The sequence below is a fragment of the Clostridium beijerinckii genome, from assembly GCF_008705175.1.
GTDB lineage: Bacteria > Bacillota > Clostridia > Clostridiales > Clostridiaceae > Clostridium > Clostridium beijerinckii.
In genome coordinates this window covers 12,501-28,509 of the sequence record NZ_CP043998.1, presented here as the reverse complement: position 1 = coordinate 28,509, position 16,009 = coordinate 12,501, and the positions used below count along the sequence as shown (strand labels likewise).

Annotated in this window: 9 protein-coding genes, 6 tRNA genes and 2 rRNA genes (1 of these 17 running past the window's edge); 1 reads left to right on the top strand and 16 read right to left on the bottom strand. The window is 30.9% G+C overall.

Going from position 1 to position 16,009, the window contains the following annotated elements; translation table 11 throughout:
• Positions 1-59: 59 nt before the first annotated feature.
• Positions 60-542 (bottom strand): DUF1189 family protein, encoded by a 483-nt coding sequence (locus F3K33_RS00125; protein WP_017209559.1) that lies wholly within the window; start codon positions 540-542, stop codon positions 60-62.
• Between the two features lie 215 nt (positions 543-757).
• Here F3K33_RS00125 and F3K33_RS00120 point away from each other — a divergent pair, with 215 nt between their 5' ends.
• Complete coding sequence (locus F3K33_RS00120) at positions 758-1,939, top strand: L,D-transpeptidase (RefSeq protein ID WP_039773419.1); 1,182 nt, start codon at positions 758-760, stop codon at positions 1,937-1,939.
• A 70-nt stretch (positions 1,940-2,009) separates the two neighbouring features.
• Here F3K33_RS00120 and addA read toward each other — a convergent pair whose 3' ends face one another.
• From addA to F3K33_RS00045, 15 genes are all read right to left on the bottom strand, one after another.
• Positions 2,010-5,747, bottom strand: a complete 3,738-nt coding sequence (gene addA, locus F3K33_RS00115; protein WP_039773420.1) for a helicase-exonuclease AddAB subunit AddA — start codon at positions 5,745-5,747, stop codon at positions 2,010-2,012.
• A gap of 92 nt (positions 5,748-5,839) precedes the next feature.
• Positions 5,840-9,319 carry a helicase-exonuclease AddAB subunit AddB gene (addB, locus tag F3K33_RS00110; protein WP_039773421.1) on the bottom strand — a complete coding sequence of 1,160 codons (3,480 nt, stop codon included), beginning with the start codon at positions 9,317-9,319 and terminating at the stop codon, positions 5,840-5,842.
• A complete protein-coding gene (locus F3K33_RS00105) occupies positions 9,316-9,831 on the bottom strand; it encodes a GNAT family N-acetyltransferase (protein WP_023976924.1) in 516 nt (171 codons plus the stop codon). The genes addB and F3K33_RS00105 overlap by 4 nt, the downstream gene beginning before the upstream one ends.
• A 125-nt stretch (positions 9,832-9,956) precedes the next feature.
• Positions 9,957-10,047 (bottom strand) — tRNA-Ser (locus F3K33_RS00100).
• Between the two features lie 18 nt (positions 10,048-10,065).
• Positions 10,066-10,156, bottom strand: a tRNA-Ser gene (locus F3K33_RS00095).
• 242 nt (positions 10,157-10,398) lie between these two features.
• Positions 10,399-10,489, bottom strand: a tRNA-Ser gene (locus F3K33_RS00090).
• Positions 10,490-10,519: 30 nt separating this feature from the next.
• A tRNA-Ser gene (locus tag F3K33_RS00085) sits at positions 10,520-10,610 on the bottom strand.
• Between the two features lie 119 nt (positions 10,611-10,729).
• Entirely contained in the window at positions 10,730-10,957 is a 228-nt protein-coding gene (locus F3K33_RS00080) for a DUF1667 domain-containing protein (RefSeq protein WP_011967376.1), read from the bottom strand.
• 16 nt (positions 10,958-10,973) lie between these two features.
• Positions 10,974-12,359: an NAD(P)/FAD-dependent oxidoreductase gene (locus F3K33_RS00075; RefSeq protein WP_023976925.1), complete on the bottom strand. Its 1,386-nt coding sequence runs from the start codon at positions 12,357-12,359 to the stop codon at positions 10,974-10,976.
• Positions 12,360-12,361: 2 nt separating this feature from the next.
• Complete coding sequence (locus tag F3K33_RS00070; RefSeq protein WP_023976926.1) at positions 12,362-12,883, bottom strand: transcription repressor NadR; 522 nt, start codon at positions 12,881-12,883, stop codon at positions 12,362-12,364.
• 14 nt (positions 12,884-12,897) lie between these two features.
• Entirely contained in the window at positions 12,898-13,413 is a 516-nt protein-coding gene (locus tag F3K33_RS00065) for an HD domain-containing protein (protein ID WP_039773422.1), read from the bottom strand.
• Positions 13,414-13,522: 109 nt separating this feature from the next.
• Positions 13,523-13,598: transfer RNA gene (locus F3K33_RS00060), tRNA-Ala, on the bottom strand.
• Between the two features lies 1 nt (position 13,599).
• Positions 13,600-13,676: transfer RNA gene (locus F3K33_RS00055), tRNA-Ile, on the bottom strand.
• A gap of 12 nt (positions 13,677-13,688) precedes the next feature.
• A 5S ribosomal RNA gene (gene rrf, locus F3K33_RS00050) occupies positions 13,689-13,805 on the bottom strand.
• A gap of 109 nt (positions 13,806-13,914) precedes the next feature.
• Positions 13,915-16,009, bottom strand: a 23S ribosomal RNA gene (locus F3K33_RS00045) (it continues 815 nt past the right edge of the window).

Below are 16,009 nucleotides of genomic sequence, written 5' to 3'. Positions count from 1 at the left end.
ATTGAATATTACAAATTTAGATAATAATTTGAGAAATTTATATATATATGCTTATATTACTAAGTATAATTTCTTATTATTTCATCCTTTATATACTTTAATATCAATATTACATAGGTTAATGTTCCAACAATAAACATAGTATCAAAGCTTATATTAGGATTAGCTATTTCTAGTATTATTTGTATTATTAATGGCAATGTAGCCGCATATAAGGTTAAAGAATATAAAGCTATATATTTGACTACCATTCTTAAAAATACTGTAAAAAGCGCTGCAACAATTGATACAATTAAGGAATTCAATAATAAATTAAAAAGTATTATTGAAAAATATGCTACCGTTTGATCTACTAAAGATATTATATCTAAATTATAATTCTTATATTGAACAAATGCACTCTTTAAGCCTCCTAATAAGAAACTAAGGAATATTGCATATGAGATTGATCTTAATATTCCTTCTTTCGCATATTTAGAAAAAACCTTTATGTCATATATAGAAGTTATAAGCTTTATAAAAAAATTAGTTTTATTAGTCATTTTCCCCTCCAGATAAATATTGTCTACTTTCATAAGGCCTATTAAGTATATTAACACATATTAAAATTAGTTTAAACTTCAAGGTTTATTATTTACTTTTATTGTCAATATTATATAAATAAAAGAGGACTTTGTAATTAAATAAAAGATTAATCGGCAATATCTTATTCAAATTCACTCTAAATATATTAGTTACTTCATTAGGAGGCATTTATTTGAGCATAAATACATTTTATTATAAAAAGTTAAAAACTAAAAAATTACCTAAAAGAATTATATATGTGCTAGCTTTATTAATAGCATTATCTTCTAGCTGCTTTTATGAGTTATACAGTTATAATAAACTTTTAAATAACTTCAAATCAGATTTTGATAATTATAAATTTTCTGAAGCTAATAATTTATTGATAACTAAACAAAACTTTAATCCATTTAAATTATCTATGATTAGTCATGATGTATCCAAATATCTTAGAACTAAAATTAATACTTTATCAGATGAAATCCAAGATAAGAAAATTTCTTCTGAAGATGCCTTAATTCAGTTTAAGGAAATAAAACGTTATAATCTAGTGAATGATGATGATCTACATAATGCTTCTGATTCGATAGACTTAATTCAAGATTCTATTAAAAATTATAACTCTGGTATTAATTCTTTTAATAATGAACAATATTCAGAGGCCATTTCATTCTTTAAAAAAGTTTCTGCTTTAGATCTTAACTATACAGATTCACTTATATACCTAGATGAATCAAAAAGTAAACTAAAGGAGAATTTATTTGCTTACTGCGATAATTTAATTAGCAATGATTACTATAGCGAAGCTATGTCTAAAATTTCAGACAATAATGATCTTTTGGGTGATGACATAGATGTAAAAGAAAAGATAGCAGATATAAAAGAAAAACAACAAGAATACTTAGATAAAAATTCAGCTATTGCTGAAGCTTCATCGCGTGCCTTGACAACCAATATTACATCAAAAAATATTAATACATTAAATATAGAGAGTACAACACCTTATCTTATAAATGTAAACATTCAAGATCAAAAGACTTATGTTTATAAAGGAAAAGCTGATAAGTGGCAATTGGTTAAAGCATTCCCTTGTTCCACTGGAATAAGTGGAGAAGATACCCCTTCTGGATCATTTACTATTAAAGAGAGAGGTGATTGGTTCTTTTCAGAAGAATATAAGGAAGGCGGCAAATATTGGACTCAAATTACTGGAGACATTTTATTTCATTCAGTTCCATTTGCTAAAGACAAAACTACGGTTCTAGATTATACCATGAATAAACCTTCTTCTCATGGCTGTATTAGACTCTCTATAGATGATGCCAAATGGATTTTTACTAACATACCTAGAGAAAGTAAAGTTATAATAAAATAACTATTAAAAAAGCAAGAAGATAAATTTATTTTTGTCTTCTTGCTTTTCTTATTATTTTACTTAAACATATTTATATTATTCTAATTTCTTTTTCTAAATAAAATGAATATAAGTACTTATATTTAACCTTTTTACCTGTTAACTTAAATATTGCATCACTATAATAATCTAATTGTTTCCTATACTTCTCTTTAAATTCATCTTCATGACCTTCTATAATATAATCGGTTTTGTAATCTATAAGTATAATATCTCCCTTATATTCAAAGAAACAATCAATTATTCCTTGTAATCTTATCTTTTCATCCTTATATATATTATCAAGTGTTTTATCTACTTCTAAACTGCTTATCTCTGTATAAAAAGGTATTTCTCTATAAATCTTTTCTCCACTACAATTTAAATCAAGAATTTTTTTCCCTAAATCCGACCTAAAAAAGCTCAGTATCTTAGTAGGATTAATTACCTTTAATTCTTCGCTAAGCAAAAGCTCCTTTTCAAATAATTCGTGCAATTGTTCTTTAATTTCCTCCGTAGATGATACTCTATTAAAATCTATTTTTTTCATTACAAAATGAACTGCAGTACCCTTTTCTGAAGGAGTAAGACCTTTCTTCTCTTGAAGAAACTTAGGGACAACTTTTACCTTTTCTCTATATAATTGTTCAGTATCATCATCTTCTTCTGCATTCCTTCTCTTTAAATCTGAAACTGAAATATTACTTTTAATTGTTGTTGAAGCTTTAAATGGATATTTATATGATAATATTTTATCTACTTCTTCATATAGAGAATTATCATATGGTTTATTATTTATTATTGTTAACTCATATCCTTCACCTTGTTCTAACACTTCTGTCTTTGTCTTATCAATTAAGTCGCCCTTATTCCAAAAACTAACTTTCCACCTAGAATCATCATCCTTTAATATTAAATTTTCAGTTCCAAAACTTTCTGATAAGACACTACCATCTCTATGTTGGCATAGTGACATACAAATCCAATCTAAATATGACTTTCCTTTTAAAACTTCCGAAGGGGATATACGATTATAATCTAAAGATGCTGATCCTAACCATTTTTCAGCTGATTTTTCGAGATTTCCTATTGTACCTGTCATAATCAACTTTTCCTTTGCCCTAGTACATGCTACGTACAATATTCTCATTTCCTCCGACAATGTTTCAAATTTCATCTTTTTCTTTATTGATTCTTTAGCTAAAGTTCCTGTGCTAAACCTTTTTCCTATATCTATAAAGTCTGGCCCAAGTCCTAGTTCATCGTGATACAATATGCTTTTATTTAAATCCATAAGGTTAAAATTCTTTCCTAACCCGCATAAGAATACCACTGGAAACTCTAGCCCCTTACTTTTATGGATACTCATAATTCTTACTACATCCTCATTTTCACCTAATACTTGAGCACTTCCCATGTCACCTGAAGATTTTATAAGTTTATTTATAAAATTTATAAAATTAAATAATCCCTTAAAACTCGTTTTCTCAAATTGTCTTGCTCTTTGAAAAAGTATTTTTAAGTTTGCTTGCCTAAGCACTCCATTTGGCATAGCTCCAACATATCCATAATAAGCAGTATCCATATATAAATACCATATAAATTCATCAATTGCCATATAAATTGATTTATCTCTCCACTTGTCAACGGAATTAATAAAATACTTGCATTTAGCTATCAATACATCAGAATAAGATTCATTAATTGAATTATAAGCTTCTTCACTTATATATTTTATATTTTCATAAAAATAATTATCTTTATTTACAAGTCTAATATCACTTATTTCTTCTGCCGAAAATCCCATAATTGGAGATCTCATTACTGATATTACTGGAATGTCCTGCATTGGATTATCAACAACCTTTAAAAGAGAAATTATTGTTCTAATCTCAATTGATTCAAAATAACCAGATCCTGTATCTGCATACACTGGAATTCCTTCTGCACTTAACTCATCTAATAATGACTCTGACCAGTTTTTAGTGGCTCTAAGTAGAATAACTATATCCCTATATTTTAATGGCCTATATTCACCAGATTCCTTATCTAAAACTTTAAAAATTTGTTCATCTTCACTTTTTGACATTAGTTCTTTAATTCTTTTCGCAACGATCCTACCTTCTAAAATAACATTATTTATTTCTTCCTGTTCCTCATTATCTTCTACAAGCATTTCATTATAGCTTTTATCAATTATATTAACTTCAATAGGTCCTCCAACAATTGTATCTTTGAATTTATTTTCCTTAAAGTCTGCGCCTAAATTTAAAGCTTCCTCATCTGTATATTCTAACTCTCCAACAACTTCAGACATTACTTCTTTAAAGATGTAATTTACTCCATCTATAATTTCTCTTCGACTTCTAAAATTTTTATATAATTGAATTTTTCTATTCGTTCCATTACTTGAATCATATGTATTATATTTTTCAATGAATAATTCAGGTTTTGCTTGTCTAAATCTATATATACTTTGCTTAACGTCCCCAACCATAAATACATTTGGATTATCATCATTCTTTCTAGATACTAGGTTTATTATTGTTTCTTGAACGTTATTTGAATCTTGATACTCATCAACAAGTACTTCATCGAAATATTCTTTAAAATTCATTGCAATACTTGATGGAATTATATTATTCTCATCATCATAATCACTTAATATTTTTAAACATAAATGCTCTAAATCATTAAAATCTAATATATTTCTTTCTCGTTTTCGTTTACTAAACCTAGCACTAAATTCTAAAACTAATTCTATCAATTTTTTTATGTAATGATATGCCCCTTGAATATTCCTTAACATTTGCTGTGGATTTACTGAATATGCATTATTTAATAATTCAGATATTCCTTTTTTAACATCATCTCTAATCTTTTTTACAGTATTTTGAGACAACTCATCTGAAACCTTATCTTTTTTTATAGATTTTAATCTACTGAATTGTATTGATGATAATGAATTAAACATTTCCTCAAGTCCATTATCAGTAGATTCATAAGCATTCCTTATATAACTTAATTCCATTAATAAGTTATCCATATAAGGTTCTAATCCATCAGTTTTGCTAGTAACCTCAATGGCCTTTTCTAACATTTTAACATACCCATCTAACTCAATTTTTACGCTTTGAGCTAAAACTCTCACCCAATTAGTTCTATCCAATTCATCTAATTGTTTAATATTAAAAGACTCAGCACTATTAGCAAGCCATTTTTCAGGCCATGGACCTGACATTGTAAAGCTATATAAATCTAATACTAAATTTTTTAAATTATTATCATTTTTGTAGCTACTAAATATCTCAACCAAATTAGTAAACTCAGTATCTTCTTCCTCGTATTTATCTTCGAAAAGTTCTTCAATAACTTCCGATTTAATTAGTATTCCCTCAGTCTGATCACCTATTCTAAATGATGGATCTAGATCAATCCTATGGTAATTATTTTTAATTACATCTAAGCAAAACGAATGCATTGTAGTGATATTAGCTCTATTTAACAGCGTTAATTGCCTCTGTAGATTTTTAGACCTAGGATTATTCTCTAATTCCTTTGATATCGCATCTGCTATCCTTTCCCTCATCTCAGCAGCTGCTGCATTAGTAAAAGTTACAACCAATAACTTATCTATATCAACTGGATTCTCTTCATTAGTAATTATTCTTATGATCCTCTCTACTAAAACAGCAGTTTTACCTGAACCAGCCGCCGCCGCAACTAGTAAATTACAATTCCTCGTTTCAATTGCACTTAACTGTTCATCAGTCCATTTTGTATTACCCATATATAAATCTCTCCTGTACTAATTAAAATTGCTTTAGATGTAAGAAAACCTAATTAATTTTAATCAAAAATATACTATATTCTTTTATAGTACTATACTTCCTCATTTTCAACTTTAATTAATTTATTAGAATTATCAATTTCTTTTTTTATATTATTCCATATATCATTTGTAGATTTGTTTATTATAATTTTGTATTTATTATCTTTTATCTCTGTATCAAATTGGCATATTGATGAAAAATCACAGTATTCACAATGAGCAATGTTAGAATTCTTAGTGGGCTGAATTTTAATATCTCCACTTAGCATTTCTTCACATATCTCTATCATCTTCCTATTTACATATTCTCTAAGTATTCTAAACTCCTCTTCTGTTACAACATCACTAGTTGCCTTAAAGCTTCCATCAGCCTTAAATGATGCTGGTATAACCAATGAATATCCTTCTATATCCTTATCCATAGCTTTTACAACCCTCGCATCCTTTAAGACTAATCCTTTCATCTTTAAAGCACTTAATACTTCTTTTTCTACTTCTTCATCAGTCATTTCTTTTTTGCTTTTTATTATAGGATCATCTATTTTAAAGTATAATATTGCTCCTGGTTTTACTTGTTTATCAAGTATATATTTTGAATTCCTTATAAGTGCATCTAAGTAAACTAATAATTGCATTTGTAATCCATGATATATTTCATTTAAGTCAAATTTTTTAGCTCCAGTTTTATAATCTATAATTCTTATATAAGTTTCGCCATCTAAATCTAATTTATCTATTCTATCGATTCTTCCTTGAAGATACACCTTTTCATTATCACTTAAATCTAATGTTATAGCTTCTCCAGAGCTATAACTTCCAAAATCAAATTCAGTTTTAAATACTTCAAATTCACCTTTCCCTATTTGACTTGCAATAACTGAAACAGATTTAGATATTACTCTTTTGAACCTTTGCGCTAAATATTTAAATTTCTTAGTACTATTTAATATAGAATTACTTTCATCCATTAACTTCTTATCAATAAGGTTAGATATTATCTTCTTACATTTTTCATTGCTTAAATCAGACCATAGTATTCCATCTTCTCTAACTTTATTAGTGAATGAATCAAGCATTTCGTGTACAAATGATCCTAAGTCTGGTGGTGTAAATTCATATACTTTTCTATTTTTAGCCTTTAGCCCATATTGAACAAAATAAGAAAAAGGGCATTCTGCATACTTTTCTAACTTTGAAACACTAAATACTAACTTTTCTAAGTCATTCTGATAAAGTTTTCTAAGCTTGTTTCTTGGAACTTTATCTCCAATGTTTGAGTAACTAAGCCCCTTAAATATATTCTTAACTTTATCTTTAAACTCACCATTATTTTTAAACCATTCATATACCTCAGACCAGTGAGGCTCTATATATTCTTTATCAAAATCTTTTCTCATAGAAATTATAAGTTCATTAAATGTTGGAATTGGTGCAATAATTTTGCCAAATTTATTTTCAAGAATTTTTAAATCATAAATTGCACTTTCTTCAATTAAATTAGGAAATATCTTTTTAATTCTAGATATTACTATAGATGGTCTTAATGATTTACCCTCAAAATCAGCCATCGGATATGAAAGCATTAAATATTCACTACTAATTGTTAATGCTATATATAGTAGATACTGTTCTTCAAAAACTTTATTTCTAGTTGTTGATGATAAATTTATTCCAACCTCACCTAATGTTATTCTATCTCTATCAGATAATAGACCTTCCTCTTTCTTGGATGCCGGTAGAACTCCATCATTAATTCCTACTATGTAAAGAACTTTAACATCTCTGCCCTTTATTCTTGCTATATCTCCAATATTAACCTGATCTAATGCTACAGGTATAATTCCTATCTCTTCATTGGCGAAACCAGAACTCAATATTCTAAAAAACTCAGAATACTCTAATCTCTCTTCGCCTATAACATCGACCGCTTGATCTAGAATGTCTATAACTATACTTTCAACCTGACTATATTCCTTAACTTTATCTTCTAATCCTAATTCTTCAAAATTTTTAATCCATTCATTAATTCTGTCAAAAACTTTTACATCCACTAAAAACTCATAAATAGCTGAACATATATCTTTAACTTTATGTTTTCCATTTATTTTATTATGAAAAATCATCAATGGATATCTTATCTCTTCCATAATTTCAGCTATTAAAACTTTATCATCCGTCAATTCACTATTTCCTATAAACCATTTCTCATTTACTGTTTCTCTTGATGTCCATTTATAACCCTTTACCCCATACTCTAATATAAAGTTCTCTAGCCTATCTATATATGAATTATCTATGCCAGTTAAACCACTCTTTAAATATTTAAATACACTTTCATAAGACCAATTCTTAAGCAAAATTTCAAAAGCAGAACTTATAAGTACAATCAATGGATTACTTAGTAATTGAATCTTTTTATCTAAAAAGTATGGAATATTATAATCTTTAAATATTACTGATATTATTTTTTCATAATCGTCTATATTTCTACAAACTACAGATATATCTCTATATCTATAACCCTTTTCTCTCACCAAACTTGTAATACTTTTTGATACTCTTTCTATCTCGTCATAAATATTACTTGCTTTGTAAAGTGTTATTCTCTCAGGGGTCTTATCATATTCATTAAATGGGTAAGAAAAAAAATACTTTTCTATATGATCAAGTTCCAGATTATCTTTAAACCTATAAGGAATTGCATTATTTAAGTTAACTGGCTTATCATAGGCTATATTGTTTTCTTTCATTATCTTTAATATTTTATTTTCAGTACTCTTTATAATATTGAATACATCAGTTATATCTTCAGAGTTGTTGTTTAGAGATTTGTTATCAATACAAAAAGTTATATTAACTCTTCTGCATCTCTTGGCTAATACCTTTATAATATCTAGTTGTTGAGGTGTAAAGCTAGTAAATTCATCTATCCAGACTTCAGAATCTACATACGCGCTACTTTCTAATAACTTTTTATTTAGTAATGTTAACTGATCATCTCCATCAATGTAATTTTCATGCATTTTTAAGTTAAATGCTTCATAAATTATCATCAACTCTTTAATTTTTTGATATAATTCATTATCATTTATTTTCTCATCTATTGCTCTTATACTATCAATGCTAATATTATACTTTTTAAATTCCGAAATCACTTCTGATATAATTTCATTAAATCCTTGTTCTCTAGACATCCTATTAAAATAATCCAAAGACTCAATATTTTCATTTATAACTCTATGAATTAGCATATTCCTTCCAGATTCCTTAATAATCTCTTTAACTCTTCCACCATATTCTTCAAAAATATTATGAGCCATTTTCTTAAAACTCAGCACCTCTGTCCTAAAAAAAGCATGTTCTCCTATTTCATGTAATATTTTATTTTCGGTCGTAAATGTATATTGTTCTGGAACTAATAGAATTAACTTATTTAAATCTAATTTCTTATCAATATTATTTTTTATCTCGTCAATGCAAAATTTACTCTTGCCTGTTCCAGATCTTCCATAAACAAATCTTATACTCATACGTATTTTCCATCCTCACATTTTAAATATGAATTATATCTTTCTCTAATTATCCCCATAATTATAATATCTATATATTCTCTATCTATATAACTAGAATATCTTTTAATATACTCCTCTATAAACCCACATTTTTTATAACACTTTATAGCTCTTATATTATAACTAGCAACGTATAATTCTACTTTCATAGCATTCAGCTTCTTAAATAAATATCTTAGAAGAGTTTTTATAGAATCTGCCCCATAACTTCTTCCCCAATACTCGCTACCTATCGTTATACCAATGCAGTATGTCCTACTATAATATTCTTTCTCCTTGTACGTTACAAAACCAATTAAATTATCATCCTCATTCACTATACTTAAAGCTTTTCTTAAATCTACTTTATTATCCATGCTATCAATTATTATATTATACTTTTTAACTTTCTCTTCACTATGTAACTTGAATAATATACTTACATCTTCCTTTTTTAGTAATCTTAAATGTACTTTGCTGCCGCTTAGCATAATTCACCTTCTTATAATAATTAATTTATTTTATAATCAGACATATTAATTATAATATTTCAAGTTTATTTTCTCCATAAAATTAATTCAAAACAAAAAAAACATCTAACAATTTGTTAGATGTTTGGCGGAGGATCCGGGATTTGAACCCGGGCGCCAGTTACCCGACCTACGCCCTTAGCAGGGGCGCCTCTTCAGCCACTTGAGTAATCCTCCATGTGCCTTCTATTTTAATGGCGGAAAGATAGGGATTCGAACCCTAGGTACGCTTACACGCACGCCGGTTTTCAAGACCGGTGCCTTAAACCAACTCGACCATCTTTCCATGTCTCACAACAAATATGATTATATCAACTAATTTTATTTATGTCAACATATTTATTTCAATAAATTTAATTTTTTCATTTAGCTAAAATTAATTTTAGCTACGAGTTACAGAATATCAAATAATTTAGAATAGTAAATTATATTTATTGAGCATTTATATAAATTTTCAACAAATAAAAATATATGTTTTACTAAGACTAATTAATTATATTAAAAAACACCTAACAAATGTTAGATGCTTGGCGGAGGATCCGGGATTTGAACCCGGGCGCCAGTTACCCGACCTACGCCCTTAGCAGGGGCGCCTCTTCAGCCACTTGAGTAATCCTCCAAATAAATTTTATATTTTTAGACAAAAAAATGGCGGAAAGATAGGGATTCGAACCCTAGGTACGCTTACACGCACGCCGGTTTTCAAGACCGGTGCCTTAAACCAACTCGACCATCTTTCCACATCTAGTGACATATATCATTATATCAATTACTTATACTTATGTCAACTATTTTATAATATTTTATTAAAATAAATTATTATAATAAAATATTAGCTTATAGATTTAATGTTTAGCTATTATTTTATCTTCCGTGTACATATTATATCTACGCCAGTATTAAGTATATTCTTACAAATATTATCGCCAATATTAGTAGGAGTACTAACATAAATCCTACTAAGAACCTTTGAAAATTCTTTCCATAAGTGCTTCTCAACGCTTTTATTACTTTTTACTGATACAACTTTGTAATTGATATTACCTTTTACTCTAACTAAACTGGTAAAAACATCTTTATTAGGCATTACTAATTACTCCAATCTAAATTTCATTAAACTCCTTAATTCTTCCAACTAAAATTTGTGAATCCATAGAATCATCTACTATATCTAAAACACTTTTATCCATCTCTCTTGCCAATATCTTTATTATCTTTATATTGCAACTTGAACCATTGCAGTTTCCAAGACCTATCCCTGTACGCCTTTTCACTCCCTCTACTGTTCTTGCACCTAAAGGTCTTCTTATTGAATCAATAATCTCTCCCTCAGAAATATTATTGCAATTACAAATAATATTGCCATAACGCTTATCAAGAGAAATTATTCTATTTATTTGATCTTTAGTCATCTCTCTAAATATATATGTCTCTCTCTTTTTATCAATATAATCCTTTTTCTTCGTTATATTCATACTTACTTTAACTTTCTTTTCAATATCCTGAGCAATTGCTGGTGCAACTGATATTTTAGCATAATGATTTCCTACAACCTTTATATAACCGGCCTCCAAATTACTATCATCTATTAACATATCATTTTCGCTGTATACTTCTGTAAATATATTAACTATTGACTCTTTTTTTATATTTTTCAATATTCTTTCTGGCAATTCTAATTTAGCGCTAAAATTATCACTGATCTTAATTCCAATTAAATTTTCATTTTCGGATATTGGCACCTTTATCATGGAATTTTCTTCATCTATATCTTCAATAATAATTTTCTTTAAGTTATCGCCTATACTTTTCTTAACTATTATACACTTAACTTTTTTATTTTTCATTTCGCTTGTTACATTACCACACATATCATTAAAGGATTCATTTGGAATTGTATTAATAACTAGTTTACAAGTAAACTTATTTTTATTCGTAGTTACTCTGAATCCCTTAGAAATAGTCTTAATATCTATAACCTCTTCTTCTAATCTAAAATTCACTCCATTATCTACAGCTATTTCTGCATATGAAACAGCTAGGTTATATGGTGATATTATTGAAGTATTCTCAGAATAGATAGCTTTATTTGCCTTTAAATTTAAACTTGGTTCCACATTATAAAGTTCATCACTATCTATTATGCGAACTCCATCTATTCCTCGCTCCATAGAATCACTGTACACTTTATTTAATAGTTCACCACTCTCATCTAAGAAAAGCCTTAATGAACCAATCTTATTATATCTAACATTGACCTTTTTACAATGCTTCCTTATTATATCAATACCTCTTTTCTCCAAGAGAGCCATTTTACTACTACTTGATTCTGAACCATCATAAACTACAGCTGTATTTGCAAATGAAATATCGTTTGCAACATCATATCCCTTTTCAATTAACGCTATATTTATATTATATTTTGAAAGTTCATAGGCAACTGCACATCCAATTATCCCACCGCCTAAAATTAATACATCATAATCCATTACTAGTCCTCCAAATCTGAAACTATAAAGTTGTTCTTTTTCAATTCCAATATAATTAAATCAATATCATCTTGAGTTTCAGCTGCTATTGTGTGAAGATGAACTCCATTAGTTAATGCAGATAGTAATTTTGCTTTTTGTTCCTTATATTTTTCAATAAATTTATTTAACTCATTATAATTCTTAATCATAAGCATGCCTTTTATTTCTCCATACAATGGATGCTCCACTACTACATCTTCAATCATTCCACCATATTTGATTACTATACTTAATTCCTCAATCATCTCATCTTCAGTATGAATTACTGCAATAATTGCTTTAGCTTTATTATTATTTGCATTAATTATATATCCATCTGGAGTTGCTATTATATTTTTACCTTTAGCTCTAAGAATTGCTATATCTTTTACTATAACCTGTCTAGTTACAGAATATCTTTTTGCTATAAAGCTGCCTTTCAAAGGCTCATTACTTTCTAGAAGTAATTTAATTATATCCTCTCTTCTCTCAATAGAATTCATATTTCCCTCCTATTTTAATTGCAATCATCAGATATACTTAATACTTTTAAATATATATTTTTCGAGTCAATATCACTTTTATTATGATGATACTTGATAGAATTTATTACGTCTAAGCATTCATCATTATTAATACTCTCAATCAGTCTTGCTCCAACTTCCGGATGATTATAATAACTTATTATTTTCTTATTTTTATTATACTTCAAAAATTTCCCGCGAGTAATACTATTTAAAAAAACAATAATGCCTTTATAAAATATATTTAATTTAGATTCTAATTTTCCTATGTCATGCAATAATGCACACCTAGCCATCCTTTTTTTATCGATATCAACTATATTATTATCCTCTATATATTTTATAGCCGTTCTACAGACTCTTATTGAATGTTGCCGCTCTGATTTAGTAAGTTTCATAAATAAATTCAACTCAGAAATACTAAGATACATCTTTAGTATTTCCATATCTTCCTTAACGAATATAGATTCTATTGCCCAATAAAATTGTTTTATTCTATATGAAAACATTCCTATCTCCTATGCTTATTCATACTGAACATAATTAAATAATTAAATAATTAAATAATTAAATAATTGTATAATAAAAGAAGTTATGAATTAATTCATAACTTCTTAATGGTGGAGATAAAGAGATTCGAACTCTTGACCCCCTGCGTGCAAGGCAGGTGCTCTCCCAACTGAGCTATACCCCCATGGTGGACCTTCAGGGACTCGAACCCTAGACCTACCGGTTATGAGCCGGTTGCTCTAACCAACTGAGCTAAAGATCCCTTTTAAATTTTACCTGGCGACTTCCTACTCTCCCACACAGTCTCCCATGCAGTACCATCAGCGTAATAGACCTTAACTTTCCTGTTCGGAATGGGAAGGAGTGTTACCTCTATGCCATCATCACCAGATCATTACAAATAATATTATACTTTGGAACATATCTTATGTCAAGTATTTTTTATATTATTCTTTCAAAATTGCACACAGTTTCTTTAATGTATTTACAACTTGACTATATTGGTCAAGCCCTCGACCTATTAGTATCAGTCAGCTAAATATGTTGCCATACTTACACCTCTGACCTATCAACCTTGTAGTCTTCAAGGGGTCTTACTAGCTTATGCTATGGGAAATCTCATCTTGAGGTGGGCTTCACACTTAGATGCTTTCAGCGTTTATCCCTTCCCGACTTAGCTACCCAGCTATGCTTCTGGCGAAACAACTGGTACACCATAGGTCAGTCCATCCCGGTCCTCTCGTACTAAGGACAGCTCCTCTCAAATTTCCTACGCCCGCGACGGATAGGGACCGAACTGTCTCACGACGTTCTGAACCCAGCTCGCGTGCCGCTTTAATGGGCGAACAGCCCAACCCTTGGGACCTACTTCAGCCCCAGGATGCGACGAGCCGACATCGAGGTGCCAAACCTCCCCGTCGATGTGAACTCTTGGGGGAGATCAGCCTGTTATCCCCGAGGTAGCTTTTATCCGTTGAGCGATGGCCCTCCCACGAGGTACCACCGGATCACTAAGCCCGACTTTCGTCCCTGCTCCACTTGTAGGTGTCGCAGTCAGGCTCCCTTCTGCCTTTACACTCTTCGAACGATTTCCGACCGTTCTGAGGGAACCTTTGGGCGCCTCCGTTACATTTTAGGAGGCGACCGCCCCAGTCAAACTGCCCACCTAACAATGTCCTGTCACCAGTTTCATGGCATCCAGTTAGAACTTCAATACTATCAGGGTGGTATCCCAACAACGACTCCACCAAGGCTGACGCCCTAGTTTCCCAGTCTCCCACCTATCCTGTACAGACAATACCGAAATTCAATGCTAAGCTACAGTAAAGCTCTACGGGGTCTTTCCGTCCAATCGCGGGTAGCGAGCATCTTCACTCGCACTACAACTTCGCCGGATTTGCAGTTGAGACAGTGCACAAGTCATTACGCCATTCGTGCGGGTCAGAACTTACCTGACAAGGAATTTCGCTACCTTAGGACCGTTATAGTTACGGCCGCCGTTTACTGGGGCTTAAGTTCACACCTTCGCGTTACCACTAAGTGTTCCCCTTAACCTTCCAGCACCGGGCAGGCGTCAGCCCCTATACATCAGCTTTCGCTTTAGCAGAGACCTGTGTTTTTGTTAAACAGTTGCTTGTGCCTATTCTCTGCGGCCTGATTTCTCAGGCACCCCTTCTCCCGAAGTTACGGGGTCAATTTGCCTAGTTCCTTAACTGCAATTCTTCCGTCGGCCTTAGGATTCTCTCCTCATCTACCTGTGTCGGTTTGCGGTACGGGCACTACTTCTCTTTCTAGATGCTTTTCTTGGAAGCATGGAATCAGATACTTCGGTTCCGTAGAACCTTCCCCATCACGCCTCAGAATTGTTGGAACGGATTTGCCAATCCCAACTCCCTAAACGCTTAGACTAGCATCCAATAGCTAGCACATCCTATCCTTCTCCGTCACACCATCGATAATAACGATTATAGTGGTATTGGAATATCAACCAATTGTCCATCGGCTACGCCTTTCGGCCTCGCCTTAGGTCCCGACTAACCCTGAGAAGACAAACTTTACTCAGGAAACCTTAGATATTCGGCCTGTAGGATTCTCGCCTACATCTCGCTACTAATGCCAACATTCTCACTCGTAATCAGTCCACCGCTCCTTACGGTACGACTTCAGCCCGATTACGACGCTCCTCTACCGCTCACGCTAATGCGTGAACCCGTAGCTTCGGTGGTAAGTTTGAGCCCCGGACATTTTCGGCGCAGGATCTCTTGACTAGTGAGCTATTACGCACTCTTTTAATGAGTGGCTGCTTCTAAGCCAACATCCTAGTTGTCTTAGAAATCCCACATCCTTTTCCACTTAACTTACACTTTGGGACCTTAGCTGACGATCTGGGTTGTTTCCCTTTTGACCATGGAACTTATCTTTCATAGTCTGACTGCCGGACTGATAGTATGTGGCATTCGGAGTTTGATAAGGTTCGGTAAGCGCTATGCCCCCTAGCCTATTCAGTGCTCTACCTCCACTACTCACATTTTCCGACGCTAGCCCTAAAGCTATTTCGAGGAGAACCAGCTATATCCGAGTTCGATTGGAATTTCT